This is a genomic window from Streptomyces sp. NPDC005784, assembly GCF_042871525.1.
Taxonomy (GTDB): Bacteria; Actinomycetota; Actinomycetes; order Streptomycetales; family Streptomycetaceae; genus Streptomyces.
In genome coordinates, this window is sequence record NZ_JBIAIQ010000023.1 from 96657 (window position 1) to 120610 (window position 23954).

Consider the following 23954-nt stretch of genomic DNA (forward strand, 5'->3'; position numbering starts at 1 on the left):
GGGGGGGCGCGCCGGGGCCCCCGCCCCGCCCCCCGGGGTCGGTGGGGGGGGGGGGGGGGGGGGGGGGGGGGGGGGGCCGGGGGGGGGGGGCCGGCCCCCCCCCCCCCCCCCCCCCTTCCGTCTGTTCCCGTCAACGACGTGAGCCGGACCTTCTCGGTCATGTGGGCCGGCTGTCCGCAGTGATGCGAGCTGCCTGTTCCTACAGCGACGTGAGATGGCCCGAGTTGGGTTGCTGGGGCACCAACGAGGGTTCGTACGCCGCCGATCCCGGCTCCAGTGCCAGCACCGCGGCGACCGGGTGGTCGTCGCCGTCCATGAAGGCGTCCAGGGGAGCGTCCAGCGGGGTCGCCGCCGGCTCGGGCGCCGAGCGGGACAGTGTCACCACGCCCCACCCGGCGATCGACGCCCCCGTGAGCGCGAGCAGCAGGCCGGCCGTGCCGCCCTGGAGACGTTCGCCGAGCATCGACAGCCCGATCACCGCCGCGGCCAGCGGGTTGGCGAGCGTCACGACGGCCAGCGGGGCACCGAGTCCGCCCTGGTAAGCGGTCTGCGACAGGAGCAGTCCGCCCGCCGCGAAGACCGCCACGAGCAGCGCCACCACGACGACTTGGGCGCTCAGCAGCGAGTCCGAGCGGTCCGTCGCGGCCACCGTCACGGTCTGGGTGAGCGCCGACGCCACGCCCGAGGCGAACCCGGAGGCCGTGGCGTGCCGCAGGCCCGGCCGCGCACCGCGCGACAGCCCGCCGATGAGTACGGCGGTGGTGCCCGCGACGGCCAACGCCTGCGGCAGGCTCAGCACATCGTCCGGCGCGGGTCCGGACGCCGTGACGAGCAGCGCCGCGAGGCCGATCAGCGTGAGCGCCGTACCGCGCCACTCGACCGTGCTGACCCGCCGTCCGGCGATCCGCGCGCCCAGCGGCACCGCCGCCACGAGCGTGAGCGCCCCGAGCGGCTGGACCAGCGTGAGCGTTCCGTACTTGAGGGCCGCGACGTGCAGCAGCGCGGCCGCGGCGTTGAGTGCCACCGACCACCACCAGGCGCCGCGGGCCAGCAGGCGCAGTGTGCCCGAGCCGGCCGACCGGGCGGCCAGCCGCTCCTGGGCGACGGCCGCGGAGGCGTACGCGACGGCGGAGAAGAGGGACAGGGCGATGGCGGCGAGCGTCGGGTTCATCGCCCCGCTCCCACGAGTTCGGGCAGATCCGGTACGGGGACCTCGGCGTGCCCACGTGCCTGGCCGGCCCTCACGGTCGTCACCGTCCGGTGCGGCGGACGGACCACGGCGAGGGCGACGCAGAGCAGCGCTGTCGCGACGATCGCGTCGAGCCAGTAGTGGTTCGCGGTGCCGACGATCACCAGCAGGGTGAGCAGGGGATGCAGCAGCCACAGCGCGCGAAGGCGCGACCGGGTCGCCGTGATCAGGCCGATCGCGACCATCAGCGCCCAGCCGAAGTGCAGCGACGGCATCGCCGCGAACTGGTTCGCCAGCGCGTCGGTCGCCGGGTGGGCCCCGTACACCGTGGGCCCGTACACCTGGCCGGTGTCGACGAGACCCGCCTCGGCGAGCAGCCGCGGCGGTGCGAGCGGGAACGTGAGGTGCCCGACCAGGGCGGCGGCGGTGACCAGGGCCAGGACCCGGCGGGCCCACACGTAGTGCGCGGGGCGTCGCAGATACAGCCACACCAGGAAGGCGGCGGTGGCCGGGAAGTGGACGGTCGCGTAGTAGGTGTTCGCGAGGTGCACGAGCGGGTCGCTGTGCAGCAGCGTGGCCTGTACGGCGCCCTCGCCCGGCAGGCGCAGGGACCGTTCCCAGCCCCAGACGCGGTGCGCGTTGGCGAAGGCCTCGTCGGTGTGGCCGGTGGCCAGCAGACGGCCGGCCTTGTAGACGACGAAGAGCCCGACGACGAGCAGCAGCTCCCGCAGGAGCGGCGGGCGCGCCGCGGTGTCGTCCGGGTCCGCACCCGGGTCCGCACCTGGGTGGGCGTGCGGGTCCGGGCGCGGCTGCGGGTGCGCCCGGGCGGCCGTGTCGGGTGACGCGGCCGCGGGTATGGCCGCGTCGGGCGGCTCCGGTTCCGATGCGGACTCGGATGCGGAATCTGCAGGCTCGGTTCGGGAATCCATCCCCCGGCCCCCTTGCTGACGGTCTCGTGTCGAGTGGTGCGCGGTGAGCCCAGGACAGGGTCCACTCGGCCTCCGTGTGCGGGAGGAGTGGATCCTGTCCGAGACTCATCGATACGGCAGTGTACCGATACGCAAGGGTACCGATACGGATGCGTACCGGTACCCTCGCGTATCGATTACACTGAGCGCAAGACCGCACCGGCCCGAGCCGGATGGAGCGAGGAGAAGCGCCATGACGTCGCAGGCCGCGGACGGACCGGAGACGGTCGTCGCCTCGCGCCGCTCCAAGATCACGCCCGAGCGTGAGCGGGAGTTCTACGACGCAGTGCTCGAACAGATCCGGGAATGCGGCTACGAGGCGCTCACCATGGAGGGCGTCGCCGCCAGCACCCGGTGCAGCAAGTCCACGCTCTACCGTCAGTGGAAGTCGAAGCCCCAGTTCGTGGCCGCCGCGCTGCGCAGCAACCGCTGTCCGCGGTTCACGGGGATCGACACCGGCTCGCTCGCCGGAGACCTGCTCGAGGCGGCCAGGGCCGCGGGCGAATGGTCGGCCAGGGACAGTACGCAGTTGCTGCAGGGCCTCGGCAACGCCGTGATGCAGGACAAGGAGCTCCAGCAGGCGCTCCGCGACGCGCTCGTCGAACCCGAGGTCGCCGAGCTGCGGCAGATGGTCAGCCGTGGTGTCGAGCGCGGCGAGGTCGCCGCCGGCCATCCGGCGCTGGAGTTCATTCCGGCCCAGATGCTCGGCGTCCTGCGGGTGCGCCCGCTCCTGGACGGCCAGTACGCGGACGCGGCGTATCTCACACGGTTCGTGGAGGCGGTCGTGCTGCCGACGCTCGGGCTCACTTAAGACTCAGGCCGCCGTCCGTGGGATGACCGGACGTCGGCCTGTAACGCGCCGCACCGTGGGGACGGGGGCGGCGCGCACCCCCCGGCCGGGTGGGGTTCCCCTTGAGCGGAGGGGCGCTCCACCCGGCCGATCCATGTCCGGGGTGGGCGAGGTGGCCGAGCTTTCCGAGCTGTCCGAGCAGGGCTGGGACAGGGATGCCCAGCGGTGGTGGTCCTAGACGTTCTGTCCGTTGCCGCCGGTACCGGCGGCAACCTTGATGCCCTTCGTGATCGTGTCGATGATCGACTGCTCGGGGGCCTTGGAGCTGATGTCGACGCCGAAGCGGACGACGACGAGCGAGGCGGGGTCGGCGGGAGAGGGGAAGACGAGCGATTCGACATAACCGTCGTCGCCCTTGCTCGTCGCGACCTTCCAGCGGACCAGATAGCCCTTCTCACCGGCCACCGTGACCGCCTTGGAGGCGAGCTGCGTGTGCGAGGTGATCGAGCCGTAGCCCTTGCCGTACGACTCGGTGGCGTTCTTGGAGATGTCCTCCTTGGCCGCCGCCTCCGCCGTCGTGGACTTCAGCTTCTGCGCCTTGGCCGGAGCCGAGTACGCGCCGCCGCGCTGGCAGTCCTGCGAGGTGTCGCCCGGGCATTTGTAGGTGTCCTTGGTGGAGACCGCGGCCGTGCCCGCGCCGCTCTGGCCGGTCCAGCCGTCCGGCACCGGGATGCTGATGCCGTTGTAGACGTCCGTGGCGTAGCCGTCCTCGGTCTGCGGCTGACCCGACGCGCCGGGCGACGGCGTCCGGCCGCCGAAACCACCGGAGCCTCCCGAGTCGCCAGGAGCGCCGCTCGGACCGCCCGAGCCGCCCTGGCCGTCGCCGGGTCCGCCCGGTCCGCCCTGGCCGTTCGACCCGCCGGGGCCCTGGGAGGCCGCGCTGCCGCCGCCTCCGCTGTCGTTGGTCAGCGCGTACACGCCGCCGCCGATGCCCACGAGGACGGCGATCGCCGCCGTGACGGCTATGCCCGTGCGCAGCCCGCGCCGCGGGCCACCCGGGGGGTGCGGCGGATACGGTCCGGCCTCCGGCGGGTGTCCCGGGGGACCCCATACGGTCGCCGACCCGACGGGGCGGACCTGGTCCGTCCATGCCTTACCGTCCCACCAACGCTCGGTGGCGGGAGCGTCATTTGTCTGCCCGGGGTCGGGATACCAGCCGGGGGGAGTCACCTGCGTCATGGGCCCACCGTATGAGCCCAGGGTGAAAGGCTGATGAGAGGGCTCCCCCGTAGCCCGCTCCGGGACGTGCCGCGAGTGCCCGGGAGGGGCGAAGACCTTCCCCGAAGCGCGCCCGGAGGCCCGCCGGGGGCCCGCTCCGAGATCTGGCGCGGGCATGCCGACGAGGCCGGGGACCGTGGCCGGGTTCACTCCAGACGAGGCGCACCGGTGCCCGCTCGGCCGGCTCCGCCATCTCCCCTCCCGCTCCGCCCACGGCGGCGGCCGCGGCCCGCCTCGGCCTGGGGTGACCGGTCCGAGCACGCCGGGACGCCCACCCGGAGGACGGTGAGCGGCCACGGGGTCAGGGTGCCGACGGTGCCGTACGCGGGCAGGGTTCCGATCACGGTGTCGGCGGCCGGCGGCGGGACGAAGACCGTGATCGGGATCGGCGGCCGTCCGGTGCGGTCGCCGAGCGGCAGGACGAACACGACGGCCTCACCGGACGGATGAAGAACGCCAGTGCCAAGGGCGCGTAGGTCTCGCGAATGCCTCGGGCCCGCCGCCGCCCCCGGAGTGCGCAGGCGGGCCACGACGACCGTCGCGGAACAGCCGTGGACGCCGGACTCGTACCACCCCGATGAACTTGCCCACGGAGCCCGCGAGTACGGCTCCGCGGGAGTGCCGGACCGGAGGGCGCGCAGGTCACAGTCACGCGCCGGGGCTCTCGTGCCGGTCCCTCCCGGGGCGTACGGGGGTCGGTCGATCCCGGCCCGGCGGCGCGGACGAAGGCGGAACATTACCTTTATTTTCCCCGCAGTTGACCGTCGGCAACTGGGACCCCGGGGCCGTTGGGCGCCCGGTGGCGTCGCCTCCGCGACATCGTCGTCACTCGTCCCGGCAACTGCTGCGGGGTCCCGCCTCCACCGTGCCTTCCCGGAGGCTAGGCTCATTGCAGTTACGTCGTTTGGGCGACCTGGGGAGGTAGCGGGATGACGGAGGTACGGCCCGGAACGGTCGCCTCGGCTTCCCTGTGGGAGCGCGATGAGGAGGTCGCCACCCTCGAAGAGGCGATCACCGCGCTGCGCGCGGACTCCGCGACCTCGGGCACCCTGCTGGTGCTCAGCGGCGAGGCGGGGCTCGGCAAGACCGCCCTCCTCGCCGAGGCGCGCCGGATCGCGGAGGGCAGCGGCTGTGCGGTGTGGTCGGCACGCGGCGGCGAAACCGTCACGTCCGTCCCCTTCAACGTCGTACGGCAGTTACTCCAGCCGGCCCTCGTCTCGCTGCTTCCGGAGGAGGCACGCGAATACCTGGGCGACTGGTACGACATCGCCGGACCCGCCCTCGGCATCGCGGAACCGGGCGACCGGCAGCCCGACCCGCAGGGCGTCTGCGACGGCCTGGTCGCCGCGGTGCGGCGGCTCGCGAAGCGGGACTGGCCGCTCGTCCTGCTCATCGACGACGCGCACTGGGCCGACCAGGAGACCCTGCGCTGGCTCGCCGCGTTCGCCGAGCGCCTCGACGACCTCTCCGTCCTCGTCGTGGTGGCCCGCAGGCCCGGCGGGGTCGGCGGCGAGAGTGCCCGGCTGCTCGACGTGGTGGCCGCCGCGGCCCGTCCGATCTCCACCCTGAGCGCACTGACCCCGGCCGCCACCGAGGGACTCACCCGCGCCACGCTCGGCGAGCACGCCGACGCCCCGTTCTGCCGCGAGGTGTGGGCGGTCACCGGCGGCAACCCGTACGAGACCGTCGAACTGCTCGCCAAGGTCCAGGACAGCGACCTGGAGCCGAGCGAGGGCTCGGCCGCCGATCTGCGCGACCTGAACCGTTCGGCCCGCGGCCGCGGACTCGTCGCCCGCCTCGAAGGACTCGGCGTCGACGCCACCCGGTTCGCCTGGGCGGCAGCCATCCTCGGCACCGGGATCTCCCTCGATCTCGCCGCCCAACTCGCCGGAATGCCGGACGACGAGGCCTCGCGCTGCGCCGAACTGCTGGGCGTAGCCCGCATCTTGACCGCGGCAGGGTCCGCGAACGGCCAACGGCCGGACGGCGACCTGGAGTTCGTGCACCCGCTGATCGCGACAGCGGTCTACCGCTCGATCCCGGACGCCCTGCGCACGGCGATGCACGGTCAGGCGGCCTGGGCGGTCACCGAGTCCGGACGGGGTGCGGCTGCGGCCTCCCGCCACCTCCTCGAAGTGCATCCGGACGACGATCCCGAACTCGTCGAGCAGATGCGTGAGGCCGCCCGCGAACACCTCGCCGTCGGTGCCCCGGACGCGGCCAGGCGCTGCCTGGAGCGCGCCCTGAAGGAGCCACCGCTTCCCGAGGTGCACTCGCGGGTGCTCTACGAGCTGGGCTGTGCCACCCTCCTGACCGCGCCGTCCACGACCATCGGACATCTGCGTGCCGCGCTCGAACGGCCCGGCCTCGAAGACACCGTGCGGGTGGACGCCGTCTTCCGGCTCTCCCAGGCGCTGCTCCACAACAACCAGCTGGACGAAGCCGTCCGCACGGTCGACGCCGAGGTCGAGCGGCTGGAGCCCGGACCCGCCCGGATGCGGCTCCAGGCCGTGCACTACATGTGGGAGGGCATCCACGCGGGCGAGGAGCGAGCCGGACACTCCAGCGGTCTCGCGGAACTCGTCACGACCTGTACCGGGCGCGACAACTCCGAGCGCGCGCTTCTCATACTGCGTGGCTTCGACGCGATGACGCGCGGCGAGAACGCCGAGGAGGTCGTGGAACTCTGCGACCGGGCCCTCGTCAACGGCCGCCTCGCACCCGGACTCGCCTGGACCGACACCGAGTGGGGCGTCGAACTCCTGCTCATGCTGGGCAGCGCGTACGCCTACGCGGACCGGCTCGACCGCGCCGAGAGCCTGTTCAGCGAGGCCCTGCACGCCTACGTGAAGGCGGGCTGGAGCGGCGGTCATCTGTCCCTGGCCAACGCCTACCTCGGACTCGCCCACCGCAGGCGGGGCCGCCTCGCCGACGCGGAGCACTACCAGCGCGAATCGCTGCGCCTCGCGGAGCGGGTCGGACGCGGGCTGCCCCTGTACTGGTCGGCGACCTGCGGGCTCATCGACACCCTGCTGGCCCGCGGGCACGTCCAGCAGGCCGCGGAGATCGCCGAGGGCTACGGCTTCACACCTCCGTACCCCTCCACCATCGTCCTTCCCGACACCCGCTCGGTGCGCGGCCGTCTGCTGCTCGCCGTCGGCCGCACCAAGGAGGGCATCAACGAACTGGAGGCGGCGGAGAAGGCCGCCGCCGCCCGCGGTCACCACAACACGGTGCTCGCTCCCTGGGCCGTCGACCTCGCGCGGGCGCTCTCCACCGAGGACCCGTCACGCGCCGCCGCGCTGGCCGGCGACGCCCGCCGTCAGGCCGAGCGGTTCGGCACCGACACGGCGATCGGCGAAGCGCTCCGCTGCGCCGCCGCCCTCGAAACCGGCCAGCGCGCGGTCCGGCTGGCAGCCCAGGCGGTCACCTATCTGGAAGCCTCTCCCTGCCAGTACGAACACGCGGCGGCCCGTATCGAGTACGGCATCGTGTCCCGCTCGGTGATGGAACTCAACAAGGGCCTGACACTGGCGCGCGCCTGTGGGGCGGACGGCCTGGTGGCGAAGGCGGAGGCGGCACTGACGGGCCTGTAGCCCGCTGCCCGGCACCGGACCACGGCAGGATCGGCCGTGGCCCGGCGTTCGTGGAGCGAGTCCCGGGTGCGCAGCCCCGAGCCGCTCAGGAGGCTCACGGTGGCGAAGGCGAGCCGCTCAGGAGGCTCACGGTGGCGAAGGCGAGCCGCTCAGGAGGCCCAAGGTGGCGAAGGCGAGCCGCTCCCGAGGGCTGCGGTGGCGAAGCCGACCAGCAGCCCGGCACTCTCGGCCTCCCTCAGGACGACCTTGGCGGGGCTTTCGAGCCGCACCACATCGGTCACCGCGACGCCGGGCCCGCAAGCATCACTTGTCCCGTCTGAAGGCCCTCCCCACCGGGCCGCGAGGTTCCCCACCTGCCGGTGTCAGTCCGAGCGGGGGCCGTCCTGTGCGGCTTCCTCCGCCAGCACCCGCTGGGCCACCGCGAACGCCGAATTGGCGGCCGGGACACCGCAATAGACCGCTGTCTGCAGCAGCACCGCGCCGATCTCCTCGGGCGTGAGCCCGTTGCGCCGCGCCGCGCGGACATGCATCGCCAACTCCTCGTAGTGGCCGTGCGCCACCAGCGCGGTCAGCGTGATCATGCTGCGTTCACGGCGTGTCAGCGTCGTATCGGTCCAGATCTCGCCCCAGGCGTAGCGCGAGATGAAGTCCTGGAACCGGGCCGTGAACGGGCTCTGGCGGGCCTGCGCACGGTCCACGTGCTCGTCGCCGAGCACCTGACGGCGCACCTCCATGCCGCGCCGGGTCCCCCCTGTCGAGAAGTGCGCCCGCAGGGCCGTCAACACGGCCTCCGGGCACTGCGCGGGCGCCAGGTGCGATGCGCCGGGGATCTCCACGAGCGCCGCGCCCTGCACCACGTCAGCGATCTCGCGCAGATGCGCGGGCGGCGTCGCGGGGTCCTCGCGCCCGGCGATCAGCAGCGTCGGTACGGTGATCGACGCCAGCCGGTCCCGGATGTCGAACGCGGCCAGGGCGTCACAACAGGCGGCGTAGGCCTCCGGGTCGGCGCCCCGGAGATCCTCGATCAACTCCGGAACGGTGAAACCGGCCGTGAACCACCGGGTGTCGGCGGTCGCGGCGACGGGCCCGAGGCCTTCGCGGCGCACCAGCTCGGCCCGCTCCTCCCACGGCTTCGACCCGTTGAAGTGGGCGGAGGAGCAGATGACGGCGAGGGACGAGAGCCGCTCGGGGTGATGGACCGCCAGCTGCAGGCCCACCGCGCCGCCCAGCGACACACCGGCGTACGAGAAACGCTCGATGCCCAGGGAGTCGGCCAGTTCGAGCACGAGCGCGGCCAGGTCGGCGACCGTCGCCCCGGGACCGATCAGGCCGGCCGGTGCGCCGCCGTGCCCGGGGAGGTTCCAGCGCACCACCCGGTGGGTGACGGACAGTTCGGGCGCGATCCTGTCCCACAGGGCGTACGACGTCCCGAGCGAGGGTCCGAGGAGCAGCGGGGGAGCGGTGGCGGATCCCTCGGTGCGGTGGTCGAGCAGTTTCACGGTCAACGTCGCTCCAGAGCACGGTCGGTGAGGACTCCGGCGGAGCCCGTGTAGCGGGTCGGGTCGGTGAGGTCCGCGAGGTCGACGCCCGGGAGGTCCTTCAGGCCGGGCTCCTCGCCGAGCACGTCCGCGAGGGGCCGCCGCTCGGCGACCGCCCGTCGTGCGGCTCGCGTCAGCAACTCCTTGGCGGGCGCCCGGCCGAGCACCGGGGACAGTTCGGCGGCCAGTCGCTCCGAGACGATCAACCCATGGGTGAGATCGAGGTGTTCGCGCATGGCCTCGGCGTTCACCCGCAGCCCCTCGGTCAGTTCGGCCGTGTCGCGTGCCGCCCCGCCCACCAGCCGGAGCAGATCGCGCAGGGGCTCCCACTCGGCGTGCCAGGCCCCGGCCGGCCGCTCGTCCTCGGCCGCCATCGCGCCGTACAAGGTGGCCGCGAGCAGGGGGGCACGCCGGGCGGCGGCGGCCACGAGAGTGGCCCGAACCGGGTTCGCCTTGTGCGGCATCGCGGACGAGCCGCCGCCGGACCCCTCGGCCAGCTCGGCGATCTCGGTGCGCGAGAGAGTGAGTACGTCGACGGCGGTCTTGCCGAGCGCGCCGGCTGTGAACGCCAGCGCTCCGGCCAGGTCCGCGATCGGCGTGCGCAGGGTGTGCCAGGGCAACAGGGGCTCGGCGAGGCCCAGTTCATGGGCGTAGGCGGCGACCAGGGCCGGGGTGTCATCCGCGCCGAAAGCGGCGAAGGCGGCCAAGGTGCCTGCCGCTCCCCCCAGTTGGGCGGGCAGGGAGGACCGTACGGCGTGCACGCGGTCCCGGGCGTCGAGCACCAGGGAACGCCACCCCGCCGCCTTCAGTCCGAAGGTCGTCGGCACCGCGTGCTGGGTGAGCGTGCGGCCCGGCAGCACCGTGTCCCGGTGCTCCTCCGCCAGCCGGGCCAGCGCCCGTCCGGCCCGGTCCAGGTCGCCCAGGACCAGGTCCAGGGTGCGGGCCGCGACGAGCATGGTGGCCGAGTCCAGGATGTCCTGGCTCGTCGCGCCCCGGTGGACGTACGCGGCGAACTCGGCGGCGACCGCGGCCGTCAGATCCGCGACCAGGGGGATCACCGGGTTGCCGCCGCCTCGGGCGCGCAGCGCGATCGAGGCGATGTCGAAGTCCGCGCCGTCGGCAGCGAAGGTCACCGCCGTCGCGGCCTCGGCCGGGGCCAGCCCCAGTGACGCCTGGGCCCGGGTCAGCGCGGCCTCCGCGTCGAGCAGGGCGCGCAGATACGCCGTGTCGCTCGTCGCGGCCGACGCCGGGGAGCCCGCCCGGCCGGGGGCGAGCAGACCGGTGTCGGACACGACGGGATCGGCAGCTGTCACTGGAACTCCAGGAAGACCGTTTCGCCTTCGCCCTGAAGGCGGATGTCGAAACGGTACGTCCGCAGCGCGCCCTCGGCAGCGATCAGCGTGGCGCGCCGCTCGGCCGGCAGCGCGTCGAGCAGCGGGTCCGTGCCGTCGGCCAGATAGGCGCGGGTGAACAGGTGGTGCGTCAGCCCCCGCGCGAACACGCACACGCCGATGTACGGCAGCCCGGTGTTCCCCGGCGGCAGCGTGTGCAGCGCGTAGCGGCCGTCGGCGTCGGTGCCGACGCGGCCGAAGCCCGTGAAGTCGACGCCGTTGCGGCCGAGGAAGCCGCCCGTCGACGGGTCGCGGCGCAGGGAGCCGGGGGCGCCCGTGAGAGAGCCGTCGGGCGCGGCCTGCCAGAAGTCCAGCAGGGCGTCGGGGACCGGCGCGCCCGCGCCGTCGAGGACATGGCCGTGCAGGGTGATCGTGTCGGGGTGGCCCTGGGGCGCGATCTCGCCGCCACCCGGGAAGGGCAGCGCGTGGCCGTAGAAGGGGCCGATGGTGTGGGACGGGGTGGGGAGCAACCGCTCGGCCATGCTCAACGGCCTTCCTCGATCCAGGTGGCGGAGGGACCGTCGAGGACGATGTCCCACTCGTAGCCCAGGGAGAACTCGGGCCGCGAGAGATCATGGTTGTAGCCGGCGATCAGCCGGTCGCGGGCCGCCGTATCCGTCACGGACCGCAGGATCGGGTCGTACGGGAAGAGCGGGTCGCCCGGGAAGTACATCTGGGTCACCAGCCGCTGGGCGAACGCCGTGCCGAAGACCGAGAAGTGGATGTGGGCGGGCCGCCACGCGTTGGTGTGATTGCCCCATGGGTAGGGCCCCGGCTTGATCGTGGTGAAGGTGTAGCGGCCCTGATCGTCCGTCAGGGTCCGTCCCACACCGGTGAAGTTGGGGTCGAGCGGCGCCGGGTGCTGCTCGCGCAGATGGGCGTACCGTCCCGCGGCGTTGGCCTGCCAGATCTCGACGAGCTGGCCGCGCACCGGACGGCCCTCGCGGTCGAGCAGCCGGCCCGAGACGGTCATCCGCTCGCCGATGGGCTCGCCCCGGTGCTGCAGGGTGAGGTCGTTGTCGATCTCGGTGATGTCGGTGACCCCGAAGACCGGGCCCGACAGCTCGACCGTCTCCGGGTCGCCGCCGCTCACGGCGACCAGCGGCTGCTTCGGGTGGCGGAGCCGGGAGCTGCGGTACGGGGCGTAGTCGCGATCGGGATGGTGCCGCGCGGGCGCGCCGCCGGCGACCGCCTTGTCGTACGCGTCCTGGAGATCCTTGATCTCGACGTCGATGTCCGACTGAGTGAGAGCCATGGTCGACTTCCTAGCGTTCGAGGACGACGGCGAGGCCCTGGCCCACGCCGATACAGGGGGTGGCGACACCAACTCCGCCGCCCCTGCGGGCGAGTTGGTTGGCGACGGTGCCGGCGAGCCGGGCACCGGAGGCGCCGAGGGCGTCGTACGCGCCCACCGGCGTCCGGACGGCATCGACGATGTAGACGTCCTTCACGACTGGGCCCCCTCCGCGACACGGATCTCGGCGGCGGTCTTCGCCGCGATCTCCTCGGCCGTGACACCCGGCGCGGTCTCCACCAGGAGCAGGCCCTCGGCGGTGACGTCGAGGACGCCCAGGTCGGTGATGATCCGGTTCACGCACGCCTTTCCGGTGAGCGGCAGCTCGCACTCCCCAAGGATCTTGGGTGAGCCGTCCTTGGCGGTGTGGGTCATCACGACGATGACCGTACGGGCCCCGTGGACGAGGTCCATCGCGCCGCCGATGCCGGTGATCATCTTGCCGGGGACGGCCCAGTTGGCCAGGTCGCCGCCGGCCGAGACCTGCATCGCGCCGAGCACCGCGACGTCGATGTGCCCGCCGCGGATCATCCCGAAGGACAGCGCGGAATCGAAGTACGAGGCACCGGGCAGGACCGTGACGGTCTCCTTGCCCGCGTTGATGAGGTCGGGGTCGACCTCGTCCTCGGCCGGGTAGGGGCCGGTGCCCAGGATGCCGTTCTCCGATTCCAGGATCACCTCGACGCCCGCGGGGAGGTGGTTGGGGATCAGCGTGGGCAGGCCGATGCCGAGGTTCACGTACTGGCCGTCCGCGAGTTCACGCGCGGCGCGGGCGGCCATCTCCTCCCTGCTCCAGGCCATTACTCGCTCACCGTTCCGTCCGCCGCGGACGCCGAGACCGTCCGCTTCTCGATCATCTTGGCGTTCGCCTGCTCGCGGGTCAGAGCCACGACGCGCTGTACGAAGATGCCCGGCAGATGCACCGCGTCCGGATCGATCCCGCCCGGCTCCACGAGTTCCTCGACCTCGGCGATCGTCACCCGGCCGGCCATCGCGGCGAGCGGGTTGAAGTTCCGGGAGGACTTGTTGAAGACCAGGTTGCCGTGCCGGTCGCCCTTCGCGGCCCGTACCAGGGCGAAGTCGGTGCGGATGCCGTGCTCCAGTACGTACGGGGTGCCGTCGAACTCGCGCACCTCCTTCGGCGGGGAGGCCAGCGTGACGCCGCCACGGCCGTCGTACCGCCACGGAAGCCCGCCCTCGGCGACCTGCGTGCCGACCCCGGCGGGGGTGTAGAAGGCGGGAATCCCGGCGCCGCCCGCGCGCAGCCGCTCGGCCAGCGTGCCCTGCGGGATCATCTCGACCTCCAGCTCGCCGGCCAGGTACTGCCGGGCGAACTCCTTGTTCGCGCCGATGTACGAGCCGGTGACACGGGCGATGCGTCCGGCGGCGAGCAGGGTCGCGAGCCCGGAGTCCATGGCCCCGCAGTTGTTGGAGACCACCCCGAGCCCCTGGACGCCAAGCTCGTGGAGCGCCTCGATCAGCACGTTCGGTACACCGCTGAGGCCGAATCCGCCGACCGCCAGCGTCGCGCCGTCCGGTACATCGGCCACCGCCTCCCGTGCTGTGGCGACCACCTTGTCCATCCGTTGAGCCTCATCTCTCCCGAGGGTCCAGCGCTCGAATTAATCAGGGCACTGACTAATTCTCCGAAGTTCTCCACACGCTGCCACCCGGACTTCGGTCCGTCAAGACCCCAGATGAGGGCCTGAATTCGCGAGGCTGTCGAGGGTGCTCGGAGGTCGGGACAGCGTACGGGAGGACAGGTATTGTTCAGTGCACCTACGAATTCAGCGCATCAACACATACGACCCTGGCGCGCACGTCACCAGCGTGTACCGGACCCGAGGAGCGCACATGGCCGCGGTGGACCTCTCCACCCACCCCGGGCACCTGGCCCGGCGACTGCAGCAGGCGCACTACCTGCTGTGGAACGCGATGGTCTCCGAGGAGATCACCTCGCCCCAGTTCGCGGTCCTGAACGCGCTCGTCGCCGAGCCCGGCCTCGACCAGCGCACGGTGGGGGAGAGGGTCGGGCTCGACCGGTCCACGATCGCCGAGGTCATCAGCCGGCTCGGACGGCGCGCCCTGCTGGACAAGGTGCGCGATCCGCAGGACGGACGGCGCTTCCTGCTCCGCCTCACGGACGACGGGGTTCGCATCCACCGCAGACTGACCGTCCGCACGGCGCGTATGAACCAGGTCTTCCTGGCCCCCCTCTCCGCCGAGGAACAGACCCTCTTCCTCGACCTCATCCAGCGGGTCTCGGACGCCGCCGAGGGGCTCCGCAATCCCGCGGAACCCCTCGGCGCACAGCGCTGAGGGCTGCCCGGCGAGGCGAGGTGGCGAGGTGACGAGGCGAGGCGAGGTGGTGAGGCGGCCCCGGATGCGGAGCCGGCCTGGGCCGTGGCGCGGACGCGGGGGCCGGTGGGAGCCGGGCCCCGCAGGCCGGCTGCCGGCTCACGCCTTGGCGAGGACCACCCACACCTGACCCTGCGCGAAGTTCATCGGCGTGCCGTCCGGGGTCGTGAAGCGCGTGCCGTCGGTGGCGTCCGGTCGCGTCCATTTCGCGTCGAAGGCGCGGCCGTCGCGCAGCACCTGCGCCGTGCCGGAGCCCACCGACTCCGTGTACGGCGAATTGTTGCCGAGGACGTCGTGGTACTTGGACTCGCGCACCTTCACGTACTGGATGACCACCGTCGCCGGAGCCACCGAGGCGCCGTCGGTCGTCACCGTCGGCGTGCCGTCCATGGCCACCAGCCAGCGCCCGCGCTCGGCGGACCAGGTGAACGTGAAGCGGGCCGACGGGAAGCGGACCGTGCGGGAGGACTCGGGGGTGCCGCCCGCGGGCGGCGCACCGAAACGGAAGCCGGTGGTCAGCGCGGCGTCGCCCGGCGCGGAGCCCACCAGGTCCTGCGGGTGCAGATACAGATTGTGCGGCGCGGCCTTGCCCGCGCCCCGGTACCAGGCGCCGGACATCTTCCCCGGCGGCTCGGGATTCAACGGAGCGTCGTCGATCAGCGGCAGCAACCTGCGCTGGGCCCCGGAGAAGGCGAGCGTCGGCTCGTGGAACTGTCTCAGCAGCTCCAGATCCGACTCGCGGGCACTGCGCACAGGGCCGACGGCTTTGGGCAGCGTGCTCGCGAAGACCGCCATCAGCCGGCTCAGACCGCCCTCGACCTGCTCCGCGTACACCACGTCCGCCGCGTCGAGCCCCGTCTGGGGGCGGGCCGCGGGCACATTGTCTATCTTGACCGCGAGCACCGAGCCGGTGTTCGGCCTGCCGCTCTCGCTCGGGCTCCGGCTCGGGGTCCGGCCCCGGCCGTCGTCGGTCGGTCCGCCCCCCGAGGTGCAGCCCGTCAGCAGGGAGCCCGTCACCGTGACGGCCAGCAGCGCCGCCGTCCATGCGCCGCGCCTCATCCGCACCATCTCTCGCATGCCCACCGTGCCACCTGTCCCGTGCCATCGATTGTGCGCTCATCAGTTCATCGGTGGCCATACCCGATCGTTTCTGATTGCGCGCGTCGAGTGAGCCGGCCGGCTCAGCGGGAGGATCCGGGGCAGGGCGGAACGGAGGCGCGGAGGAGGCCGTTCCGCGCCCGGCCCGTCAGCCCTGCGGGCCCAGGATCTCCGCGAGGTCGTAGCCGACCGGCTCGTCCAGTTGTCCGTACGTGCAGCTCTCGGCGGTGCGGTCGGGGCGCCAACGGCGGAAGCGGGCCGTGTGGCGGAACCGTACGCCGTTCTCCATGTGGTCGTACGCCACCTCGGCCACCCGCTCGGGCCTGATCGGGATCCAGGACAGATCCTTCTTCGCCGACCATCTGCTGGGCGCGCCCGGCAACCGCGCCGTCTCGTGCGCCGACTCCTGCGCCCAGGCCGCCCACGGATGCTCGGCCGCGTCCTCCAGCCGCAACGGCTCCAGCTCCTCCACCAGCTCCGCACGCCGCTTCATCGTGAACGCTGCGCTCACGCCCACGTGCTGCAGCGTGCCCCCGGTGTCGTACAGGCCGAGCAGCAGCGACCCGACGACCGGTCCGCTCTTGTGGAAGCGGTAGCCGGCGACGACGACATCCGCCGTCCGCTCGTGCTTGATCTTGTACATGGCCCGCTCGTCCCGCAGATACGGCAGCGTGAGCGGCTTCGCCATGACCCCGTCGAGCCCCGCCCCCTCGTACTGCTCGAACCACCGCTGCGCCACCTCGCGGTCCGTGGTCGCCGGCGCCACATGCACCGGCGCCGTCACCCCGGACAGCGCCGTCACCAGCAGCGCGCGCCGGTCGCCCAGCGGAACGTCGAGCAGCGACTCGTCGGCCAGCGCCAGCAGGTCGAAGGCCACGAAAGAGGCGGGGGTCTTCTCGGCCAGCATCCGCACCCGTGAGTCCGCCGGGTGGATCCGCTCCGTGAGCGCGTCGAAGTCGAGCCGCCCGTCCCTGGCGATCACGATCTCCCCGTCCATCACACAGCGCTCCGGCAACCGCTCCCGCAACGCCTCCACGAGCTCGGGGAAATACCTGGTCAGCGGCTTACCGGTGCGGCTGCCGAGCTCCATCTCGTCGCCGTCGCGGAACACGATGGCCCGGAAACCGTCCCACTTCGCCTCGTAGTGCATGTCCGGCGGGATCTTCGCCACGGACTTGGCGAGCATCGGCTTCACGGGCGGCATCACCGGCAGGTCCATGCTTCGACTCTAAGAGCCGTCCATGGTGTCCGCGCGCTGCACGGTTCGTCCGGCAGACGCCGTTCTTCCTGCGCTTTTGCCGTCCTCTGATGGCAGCACTGTGAGACGAGTGTGAGACGGCCGCCCCGCCGGCTACGGCTCGGTGGCCGTCTCAGGCTTGTTCGTATCGGCATCGCTGGCGAGCACGATCCGCCGAACCTGCTGGCGGGTGTACCCCGTTGCCTCGCAGATGTCCTTCTGCGCGACGCCGTCGACGTCCGCCTGACGGATGGCCGCGGCCAGCTCCTGCCGCAGGACCTCCGCCCGCTGCTCGGCATCCCTGAAGCGCTGCGCGAACTGCGCCAGTGATCGCTTATCCATGGCACACAGTGTTCCATCCGTCGTCATGGAACACGATGTTACCTACGAAGGCGTCAATGTCCATGGCTGCGATGCTTGACGAGGGAACATGATGTTCCCTAGAGTGGAGGTGTCGGCAAGGGAGACCAGCCCCGACAACGCAAGCGGCCCCCGACGGTGCGTCAACACCGGCCGAGGGCCTACGGAATCCACCTGCGCTAACAGGGAGAACCGATGCTCAACCTTCTCATGAGCCCCCGTACCGCCCGCACCGTCCGCGGCCTGCTCGGCACCGTCGCCGACGCGGTCCGCTCGGTCATCACCCCGGCCGCCCTCATCGAGGCGCAGCAGCTGGAGACCATCGAGACGGAGACCGCCCCCGACCCGGCCAGCGTCTACGCTGCCGACGAGCTGCCGGAGGTCGAGGCCATCGAGACCGCCGCCGCCGAGTTCGCGGCGGCTGCCGACCAGGCCCGCACCGCGGACCGCGCCAAGCGCAAGACCCGCAAGCTCCTCGACCGCCTCCCGGCCGGCCTGTACGGCGGATGGCTCGTCTCCCGCACCCCGAGCAGTCGGCAGACCGCCGATCTCGAAGCGATCCGCGCCACCTACGAGCGGCTCGGCCTCGGCCCGGTCCCGATGAAGCAGTCCGCGCCGTCCCTCAAGGTCGAGCGCGTCGACGTCCCGGCCCTCACCGCCTGACCCGCTCTCCGCCCCACGGCCCCTGCAAAAGCAGACGGCCCCGGCAGGTGTAGCGAGCACCCGCCGGGGCCTAGGGCCGAACCCCGCCACAACCTAGGGAGAGAACGACCTTGGGTACCAGCGTAGCCTCCCCCGTCACCCCGCCCATCGTGATCAAGGCCGCCCCCGGCCGTCGCCTGATCGCCGCCGGAATCATCAGCCGCACCATCGACGTCCGCATCACCGAGGCCGGCGTCACCGGGGCCATCCGCAAGCAGGTGACCCGATGATCCACACCTCGATCCACAGTGTGGATAACCCGGCCGATCCGAGCGCCCTTGCCGTCGCTGCCCGTGTTGCGCAGCTGCTGCTTGCCGAGCACGAGCGCGTCGACCACCGCGACCTGTTCGCCGTGAACCGTGCGCACGGCGCCCTCACCGAAGCCCTCCGCATCCTGCTCCGCGCCCTCGACGCCGAGGTTCCCCGACCGGGGAAGCTGGACGACCTGGGCGAACGCTGCCCGGCCGCGCACCCCGAGGACCCCACCCCGTGCGACGGCCCGGCCGTCGTCACCATCCTCGACTCCCGCAACGCCGGCGCCAACGGATGCGAGCACCACGGCGCCCGCCTCCTGGCCTCCCTCGACGGCGGCCGCGTCTACCCCCTGCCCGACGCCCCCGAGGGCGCAGCGATCAGGGTCTTCACCGCCGCCGACGGCACCCGCCCCTTCCCGTGGATGGACAGCCCGCGTACCCGGCCGTCGCAGCGCAGCCGCGCCGAGAACCGAGCGGCAGGTGAGGACCGGTGACCACCGAGCCCCGCACCGTCACTCTGACCACCGCCGACCACGGGGAGATCACCCTCCCGGAACCGTCCTGGTGCGCGGGCCACAGCCACCACGACCCCCAGACACAGCGCGTCGACCTCATCCACGCGAGCGCCGTCGTCGAGTGCGTGCACCTCGGTCGCACGCTGCTCGCCGCGGAGATCGTCCAGTCCCCCTACGCCAACTTCTCCGACCCGCACCTCGGCGGCCAGGCCGCCGGCGTCTCCGTCTACCCGCTCGGCCAGACCCTCGACCCCACCGAGCTGTACAGCCTGGCCGCCGACCTCGACCGGTTCTCCGACAAGATCCGCTCCCTCGCCGACCAACTCGACGCACTCCGCGGTGATGGCCAGTGAGCCTCCGAGACCGCGCACGCACCGCCCTGTACGCGGCGATGACGAACCCGGACGGCTCGCCCGCTTCGGCCCGTCGCACCACCCAGGTCGCCTCCGTGACGGCGAACACTGCCGCGCAGCACGGACACGCTGGCGCCGCCGCGGTCGTCGCCGGACTCGGCGCCGCTGCCGTGGCCGCCGAGGGCGCCCTGTCCAACTACGTCTATCCGCCCGGCGACTACGCCACCTTCCGAGAGGACGGGAAGCGATGACCTCCCTCCTGATGTGGGCCCAAGCCCACCCGCTACCCACGGCCGCGGCCGCCGTGCTGCCGCTCGCCGTGCTGGTGGCCCTGCTGAAGGCCACCCGCGCCCCGGCCGCCGTCGTGGTCGCCTCCCTCGCCGCGATGGCGTGCACCGCGTACAGCGGCGACACCTCGTGGGGCTTCGCCGAACACCGGCTCCACATGACGTCGACCACCGAGCGCGGCGCCATGTTCGCCGCCGCCGAACTGGCCCTGTTCTCCTGCGCCCTGATGGCCCGGCAGAACCTGCGAGGCCCCCAGGGAGCGCCCGGCACCCCGGGGGCCCTGGTCTGGTTCATCACCGGGGTGCAGGTGATCCCCGCCTACTCGGAGTCAGGCCTCGTCGGCGGCACCGTGCGCGCCGTGGTCGGCCCCGTCATGGCCGCGATGCTGTGGCACCTGGCCATGGGCATCGAGCTACGCCACGCCAAGCCCGGCGCCGGCTCGCAGTCCCTGGCCGCGGTCATCGGCAGGGAACTGCGCGAGCGCCTGCTGTCCCGGCTCGGCCTGGCCACTCGCGACCGCAGCGCCGAGCAGATCACCCGGGACCGGGCGACCGCCCGCGCGGTGCAGCTCGCGGCCCGCCCGAGCCTGCGCCGCTGGGGTAAGGCCCGTCTCGCCTCGGCCGTGGCCCGGTCCGGGGTCGGCACGGATCCTGAGCAGCTGGACGTGATGATGCGGATGCTCGCCGCGCGGCGGGGTGCCGGCACTCTCGCGACCGTTGAACTCCCCTCGCCGTTCGTGGTCGAGGAGCCTGAGGTGACCGTCGAGGTACACCGTGTACCTGATGTACCCGAGGTGTACCCGGCGATCGAGGTACGCGTACCCGCCCCGCCCGAGGCCGTACCCGCGGGCGCCCGGCTGCTGCCCACCGCGACGTCCTGCGGGCTCCCTCCGCAGCGTCCCGTGGACCCCGAGCCGTTCCCCGGTCCCGAGCCGGAGGTACGGGTACCCGCGGCGCAGGAACGCCCCTGGTACACCATCGAGCCGACCGAGTACCCGGACCCGGACGGTGCCGACGACGACCCCGAGGACGACACCCCCGACCCGGACCCGCTCCTCAACCAGGTACGGGCCGACTTCGGCACCGAGGTACCCGGGGTACGGCGCCTGAAGGAGATGTACGGGATCGGCCAGCCGCGCGCCCAGCGCATCCGTGACGAGCTGATGGGGGTGCGGGCATGAAGTGGCTTCTCCTAGGCGCCCTGCTCGGTCTCCTGCTCGCCTTCCCGCCGCTGCTCGCTCTGGTCCTCGCGGTCGTCGTCGCGGTGCTGTCCAAGCCCGTCGCGGTGGCGTTCGGCCTCGGCCTCGCGGTCCGTACCCGCCTGCCCCACCTGCGGAGGTGGACGCGGTGACCGAGTCCAACCCGCTCGCCAAGGCTGAGGCCGCCGCCGCCGAGGCCGCGGTGAACACGGCCGCCGTGCAGGTCGCTCTCGCCGCGGTCGAGCTGGCCAAGCTGGCACAGACCCAGAAGCAGGCGCCGGCCTGCCAGCACCAGGCCGCGCCCGCCTCGCAGTTCGACGCGAAGAAGTGGCTCGTCATCGGCGGCACCGCGTGCGTCTGCTCGATCGCCTTCGCCCTGGCCTCGATCGCCATCGCCATCGGCGCGTGCTGCGCGACCGCCTGCCTGCTCATCCTGCGCTCGATGTGGCGCGACTTCGCCAAGGGCCGCTGACCTGCCCTTCCGTCCTGCACGGCCATAACGACCGTGCGGGTGCGGTGGGGTCGGACAACCCGGCCCACGACCAAGGAGAACCCGTGAACCGTGACACGCACCTGAAGTTGGCCGGGCACGCCCTAGACCGGGCCGCCAGCCTCGCCCGCGACGCCGAGATGGCCGCCCGCGGCGACGCCCGAGCCATCGCCGTACCGCTCGCGGCAGCTGGCGGGCTGTGGGCGCAGGTCGCCGACAGCCACGCCGCCATCGCCGCCGCCATGACCAGCACCGACGACATCGCCCCGGAGGCCTGACATGGCGAACGAGTTCATCGAGACCAAGGCCGCCGAGGCCCTCGCCGCCAACGCGGCCGGTGACGCGCAGGGCCTGGCCCACGCGCTCATCGAGGCCATCCACGAGAACGACGCCCCGTTCGAGCAGACCGTGGCCGACATGACCGATGCCGTCCGCCGGCAGAACGGGAGCTGACCATGCCCGTCTCCAAGCACGACCCGCACAACGCCGGCGAGTTGGCGGCCGTGATCCTGCTCGGCGTCCGCATCGAGCGCCGCCAGGCCCGCGGCAAGCCCGTCAAGGCGCTGGAGAACCGCGTCGAGCGCATCCGCGAGAAGGCGCAGCAGCGCGAAAACGAGCGCGGCAAGAAGTAGGTACGCCCCGGGACGGCCGCTCTACCTGGCCGGGCGACGGCCGTCCCGGGCCCCGATCAGCCATCACAGCGACCGGAGAGCACAGCATGACGGACACCGCCGTACCCGCCAACACAGAACACGCAGGTACACCCGTACCCGCCGTACCCAAGCAGCCGGGTACACCCGTACCCGCAGCCTCGCCGAAGGCCAGCCGCAGGCTCCGCATCGAGACCCTTCGACGGATCGTCGTCGAGGCCCGCGAGCACGCCGCGTACCGGCTCCTCGTCCGCCACGGCGCCTACGTACTCGGGGGTACCCGCGTCCTCACCCGCCGCGCGTGGGAAGCCCGGACCACCGCCATGCACTCCCGCATGATGCGCGCCGCGGAGATCGCAGGGAACGAGGAACTCGTACGACAGTGGGAACAGCGCGCGTACGCGTACCGGTTCGCCCGCCACAAGCGGCGCATGGACATCCTCCAGATGATGCTCAACGCCCCGAAGGCCCTGGCTTCCGCCGTACTCACCGGGGCCGGCGTCCTGTTCGTCCTCGGCCTCATGATGGCCGGGTACAACCGCGACGTCCGCGACGTCCTCACCCCGCTTGCCACGGTCATCGAGTTCGTCGGCTGGGTCTCCTTCCTCGCGGGCGTGATCTGGGAACCCCTGCTGTACGCCCTGCCGTGGCTGGCCCTCACCGGGGTGTGGGCAGTCGGCCGGCACCGGCAGACCGCCCCGTCGTGGGCGCTGCCCGTGGGCAGCGACGAGCGGGACGTCGTGCCCGACGAGGGCGCCATCCTGCGCGCGCTCGGCAACCTCGGCATCGCCCCACTCAACAAGGCCATCAAGGACGGCTGGCAGCCGCGGTGGGAGCAGCCGACGACCCGCTCGGGGAACGGCTGGCACACGCAGTTGCAGCTGCCCATGGGCGTCACCGTGGAGATGATCTGCGGGAAGAAGAACGTCCTGGCGCACAACCTGCTCAGGAAGCCTGTCGAGGTGTGGCCGACCGAGCCCCCGAAGCAGCCCGGCACCCTCGACCTGTGGGTCGCCGACCAAGGCTCGCTGTCCGGGCCGGTGCCGCCGTGGCCGCTGCTCACCGAGGGAACCACCGACTACTTCGCGGGCGTGCCGGTCGCGGTCTCGCAGCGCGGCGAGCCGGTCGTTGGCAAGCTGATGGCCGCGAACTACATGGTCGGCGGCATCATGGGCTCCGGAAAATCCTCCCTGGTCATCGCCCTGCTGCTCGGCGCGATCCTCGACCCGCTCGTCATCGTCGAGGCCTACGTCATGGCCTACAACACGGACTACGACCCGCTGAAGCCGCGCCTGAAGACGCTGGTCAAGGGCGACGACGACGAGGACATCGAGGCAGCGCTGAAGGCGCTGCGCAGCCTGCGTGACGAGGTGACCACCCGCGGCAAGCTGCTGGAGGAACTCGGCGACGGAGCCACGAAGGTGACGCGGGAGCTGGCGTTGAAGGACCCGCGGATGCGGCCGAAGGTCGTCGTGTTCGACGAGTGCCACGAGCTGTTCATGCACAAGGAGTACGGCAAGGAGGCCGCTGAGCTGGCCATCAAGGTGATGAAGAAGGCCAGGAAGACGGCCATCACCCTGATCTGGGTCACCGTCTCCCCGACCGCGGACAGCCTCCCGCGGGACGTCACCCGCAACACCTCGCACCGGGTGGCGTTCGCGGTCGGGGACCACGTGGCGAACGACGGGCTGCTCGGCTCCGGCCGCCACAAAGCCGGCGTCACCGCGACCACGCTGATCCCTGGCGAGGACGTGGGCACGGCCGTGACCGTGGGGTTCAGCAGCAAGCCGTTCGAGGTGGTGCGCTCCCACTATGTGGCGCGTGACCCGGACAAGGGCATCGACGAGGTGACCCCGGTGGTCGTCCGGGCGATGGGCCTGTACGAGGGCGGTGCGGCGGTCGAGGAGCCGACGTTCCAGCCGGCCGACCCGCTCGCCGACGTCGCGGCCATCCTGGGCAATGAGGCGCGTGTGCTCGCGCAGGAGGTGCTGCACCGGCTCGCGGCCCGGAACCCGGAGGCATACGGCGCCTGGGGGCCGACGGACTTGAAGCGGGCGCTGGAGCCCTACGGGGCCGAGCAGTACAAGTCGAACGGGGTGATGGTCGTGGCCCGCGACCGGGTCCAGGACGCTGTGCTGGAGCGCCTCGCTGAGGACGTCGACGACTTCGACGACGAGTAGGGACGCCGGGGATCTTGGGGAGTTCTCCCTGCCGCCTCCCTGATCAGCCTCCCCCGTAGCAACCTGCGGTTATGCGGGTTCAGGGAGGCCAGGGAGGCTCATCCGTGGGAGGCGAGGAATCGGGAATCGGGCTGCTCAGCCTCCCCCGCCTCGCCTCCCTCCCCGTCGTATCGCTAGGCATGTCCGGGCTGCCTCGGGAGGAAGCTCCGGCTGCGGGTCGGCCGGCG

28 protein-coding genes and 1 pseudogene are annotated in these 23954 nt (G+C 72.3%); 15 read left to right on the plus strand and 14 right to left on the minus strand.

The genetic code is table 11. The features are described 5' to 3' along the window. Positions 1–199: 199 nt before the first annotated feature. A complete protein-coding gene (locus ACFYR3_RS29860; RefSeq protein ID WP_355847952.1) occupies positions 200–1171 on the minus strand; it encodes a hypothetical protein in 972 nt (323 codons plus the stop codon). Continuing rightward, positions 1168–2118, minus strand: coding sequence for a phosphatase PAP2 family protein (locus ACFYR3_RS29865; RefSeq protein WP_355847949.1), 951 nt, complete (start codon positions 2116–2118; stop codon positions 1168–1170). Before ACFYR3_RS29865 ends, ACFYR3_RS29860 begins: the two co-directional genes overlap by 4 nt. A 232-nt stretch (positions 2119–2350) precedes the next feature. On the opposite strand from ACFYR3_RS29865, the gene ACFYR3_RS29870 reads away from it, so the two are divergent. Further along, entirely contained in the window at positions 2351–2968 is a 618-nt protein-coding gene (locus tag ACFYR3_RS29870; RefSeq protein ID WP_356783257.1) for a TetR/AcrR family transcriptional regulator, read from the plus strand. A 213-nt stretch (positions 2969–3181) separates the two neighbouring features. Here the strand turns inward: ACFYR3_RS29870 and ACFYR3_RS29875 are convergent, their stop codons facing one another. Beyond that, complete coding sequence (locus ACFYR3_RS29875) at positions 3182–4186, minus strand: DUF2510 domain-containing protein (RefSeq protein WP_389285169.1); 1005 nt, start codon at positions 4184–4186, stop codon at positions 3182–3184. Positions 4187–4371: 185 nt separating this feature from the next. Further along, positions 4372–4653, minus strand: coding sequence for a hypothetical protein (locus tag ACFYR3_RS29880; protein ID WP_389285170.1), 282 nt, complete (start codon positions 4651–4653; stop codon positions 4372–4374). 501 nt (positions 4654–5154) lie between these two features. Between ACFYR3_RS29880 and ACFYR3_RS29885 the strand changes: the two genes are divergently transcribed. After that, complete coding sequence (locus tag ACFYR3_RS29885) at positions 5155–7821, plus strand: ATP-binding protein (RefSeq protein WP_389285171.1); 2667 nt, start codon at positions 5155–5157, stop codon at positions 7819–7821. 362 nt (positions 7822–8183) lie between these two features. Here the strand turns inward: ACFYR3_RS29885 and pcaC are convergent, their stop codons facing one another. The 7 genes and pseudogenes from pcaC to ACFYR3_RS29920 all read right to left on the minus strand — a co-directional run bounded on the left by pcaC (position 8184) and on the right by ACFYR3_RS29920 (position 13627). Further along, a complete protein-coding gene (gene pcaC, locus ACFYR3_RS29890; protein ID WP_389285172.1) occupies positions 8184–9326 on the minus strand; it encodes a 4-carboxymuconolactone decarboxylase in 1143 nt (380 codons plus the stop codon). Further along, positions 9323–10672, minus strand: coding sequence for a 3-carboxy-cis,cis-muconate cycloisomerase (gene pcaB / locus ACFYR3_RS29895; protein WP_389285173.1), 1350 nt, complete (start codon positions 10670–10672; stop codon positions 9323–9325). Before pcaB ends, pcaC begins: the two co-directional genes overlap by 4 nt. Then, a complete protein-coding gene (gene pcaG / locus ACFYR3_RS29900; RefSeq protein ID WP_389285174.1) occupies positions 10669–11232 on the minus strand; it encodes a protocatechuate 3,4-dioxygenase subunit alpha in 564 nt (187 codons plus the stop codon). The genes pcaB and pcaG overlap by 4 nt, the downstream gene beginning before the upstream one ends. A gap of 2 nt (positions 11233–11234) precedes the next feature. Beyond that, positions 11235–12005 carry a protocatechuate 3,4-dioxygenase subunit beta gene (gene pcaH, locus ACFYR3_RS29905; RefSeq protein ID WP_389285175.1) on the minus strand — a complete coding sequence of 257 codons (771 nt, stop codon included), beginning with the start codon at positions 12003–12005 and terminating at the stop codon, positions 11235–11237. 10 nt (positions 12006–12015) lie between these two features. Next, positions 12016–12147, minus strand: a pseudogene (locus ACFYR3_RS29910) (3-oxoadipyl-CoA thiolase); the annotation flags it as partial. A 50-nt stretch (positions 12148–12197) separates the two neighbouring features. Then, positions 12198–12845 carry a CoA transferase subunit B gene (locus tag ACFYR3_RS29915; protein WP_389285176.1) on the minus strand — a complete coding sequence of 216 codons (648 nt, stop codon included), beginning with the start codon at positions 12843–12845 and terminating at the stop codon, positions 12198–12200. After that, positions 12845–13627, minus strand: coding sequence for a CoA transferase subunit A (locus ACFYR3_RS29920; protein WP_389285177.1), 783 nt, complete (start codon positions 13625–13627; stop codon positions 12845–12847). Before ACFYR3_RS29920 ends, ACFYR3_RS29915 begins: the two co-directional genes overlap by 1 nt. Positions 13628–13898: 271 nt before the next feature. Here ACFYR3_RS29920 and ACFYR3_RS29925 point away from each other — a divergent pair, with 271 nt between their 5' ends. Further along, positions 13899–14363 carry a MarR family winged helix-turn-helix transcriptional regulator gene (locus tag ACFYR3_RS29925; protein ID WP_389285178.1) on the plus strand — a complete coding sequence of 155 codons (465 nt, stop codon included), beginning with the start codon at positions 13899–13901 and terminating at the stop codon, positions 14361–14363. Between the two features lie 138 nt (positions 14364–14501). Here ACFYR3_RS29925 and ACFYR3_RS29930 read toward each other — a convergent pair whose 3' ends face one another. From ACFYR3_RS29930 to ACFYR3_RS29940, 3 genes are all read right to left on the minus strand, one after another. Further along, positions 14502–15470 (minus strand): DUF3048 domain-containing protein, encoded by a 969-nt coding sequence (locus ACFYR3_RS29930; protein WP_355848096.1) that lies wholly within the window; start codon positions 15468–15470, stop codon positions 14502–14504. 178 nt (positions 15471–15648) lie between these two features. Continuing rightward, positions 15649–16719 carry an ATP-dependent DNA ligase gene (locus ACFYR3_RS29935; RefSeq protein ID WP_355847916.1) on the minus strand — a complete coding sequence of 357 codons (1071 nt, stop codon included), beginning with the start codon at positions 16717–16719 and terminating at the stop codon, positions 15649–15651. 132 nt (positions 16720–16851) lie between these two features. After that, positions 16852–17079, minus strand: coding sequence for a hypothetical protein (locus ACFYR3_RS29940; protein ID WP_389285179.1), 228 nt, complete (start codon positions 17077–17079; stop codon positions 16852–16854). A gap of 213 nt (positions 17080–17292) precedes the next feature. On the opposite strand from ACFYR3_RS29940, the gene ACFYR3_RS29945 reads away from it, so the two are divergent. The 12 genes from ACFYR3_RS29945 to ACFYR3_RS30000 all read left to right on the plus strand — a co-directional run bounded on the left by ACFYR3_RS29945 (position 17293) and on the right by ACFYR3_RS30000 (position 23727). Further along, positions 17293–17760, plus strand: coding sequence for a hypothetical protein (locus ACFYR3_RS29945; RefSeq protein WP_389285180.1), 468 nt, complete (start codon positions 17293–17295; stop codon positions 17758–17760). A gap of 110 nt (positions 17761–17870) precedes the next feature. Beyond that, positions 17871–18029, plus strand: a complete 159-nt coding sequence (locus ACFYR3_RS29950; RefSeq protein WP_389285181.1) for a hypothetical protein — start codon at positions 17871–17873, stop codon at positions 18027–18029. Further along, a complete protein-coding gene (locus ACFYR3_RS29955) occupies positions 18026–18547 on the plus strand; it encodes a hypothetical protein (protein ID WP_389285182.1) in 522 nt (173 codons plus the stop codon). The genes ACFYR3_RS29950 and ACFYR3_RS29955 overlap by 4 nt, the downstream gene beginning before the upstream one ends. Further along, positions 18544–18921 (plus strand): DUF6907 domain-containing protein, encoded by a 378-nt coding sequence (locus tag ACFYR3_RS29960; RefSeq protein WP_389285183.1) that lies wholly within the window; start codon positions 18544–18546, stop codon positions 18919–18921. Before ACFYR3_RS29955 ends, ACFYR3_RS29960 begins: the two co-directional genes overlap by 4 nt. Beyond that, complete coding sequence (locus ACFYR3_RS29965; RefSeq protein WP_389285184.1) at positions 18918–19172, plus strand: hypothetical protein; 255 nt, start codon at positions 18918–18920, stop codon at positions 19170–19172. Before ACFYR3_RS29960 ends, ACFYR3_RS29965 begins: the two co-directional genes overlap by 4 nt. Beyond that, the gene (locus ACFYR3_RS29970) at positions 19169–20389 is read left to right on the plus strand and encodes a hypothetical protein (RefSeq protein ID WP_389285185.1); all 1221 of its coding nucleotides are present in this window, start codon (positions 19169–19171) and stop codon (positions 20387–20389) included. Before ACFYR3_RS29965 ends, ACFYR3_RS29970 begins: the two co-directional genes overlap by 4 nt. Beyond that, positions 20386–20559: a hypothetical protein gene (locus ACFYR3_RS29975; RefSeq protein ID WP_389285186.1), complete on the plus strand. Its 174-nt coding sequence runs from the start codon at positions 20386–20388 to the stop codon at positions 20557–20559. Before ACFYR3_RS29970 ends, ACFYR3_RS29975 begins: the two co-directional genes overlap by 4 nt. Next, entirely contained in the window at positions 20556–20879 is a 324-nt protein-coding gene (locus tag ACFYR3_RS29980; protein WP_389285187.1) for a hypothetical protein, read from the plus strand. Before ACFYR3_RS29975 ends, ACFYR3_RS29980 begins: the two co-directional genes overlap by 4 nt. Positions 20880–20962: 83 nt before the next feature. Further along, positions 20963–21175 (plus strand): hypothetical protein, encoded by a 213-nt coding sequence (locus tag ACFYR3_RS29985; RefSeq protein WP_389285188.1) that lies wholly within the window; start codon positions 20963–20965, stop codon positions 21173–21175. 1 nt (position 21176) lies between these two features. Continuing rightward, complete coding sequence (locus tag ACFYR3_RS29990; protein WP_389285189.1) at positions 21177–21350, plus strand: hypothetical protein; 174 nt, start codon at positions 21177–21179, stop codon at positions 21348–21350. A 2-nt stretch (positions 21351–21352) separates the two neighbouring features. Beyond that, positions 21353–21529 carry a hypothetical protein gene (locus ACFYR3_RS29995; RefSeq protein WP_389285190.1) on the plus strand — a complete coding sequence of 59 codons (177 nt, stop codon included), beginning with the start codon at positions 21353–21355 and terminating at the stop codon, positions 21527–21529. A gap of 86 nt (positions 21530–21615) precedes the next feature. Further along, positions 21616–23727: a cell division protein FtsK gene (locus ACFYR3_RS30000; RefSeq protein ID WP_389285191.1), complete on the plus strand. Its 2112-nt coding sequence runs from the start codon at positions 21616–21618 to the stop codon at positions 23725–23727. Positions 23728–23954: the final 227 nt, after the last annotated feature.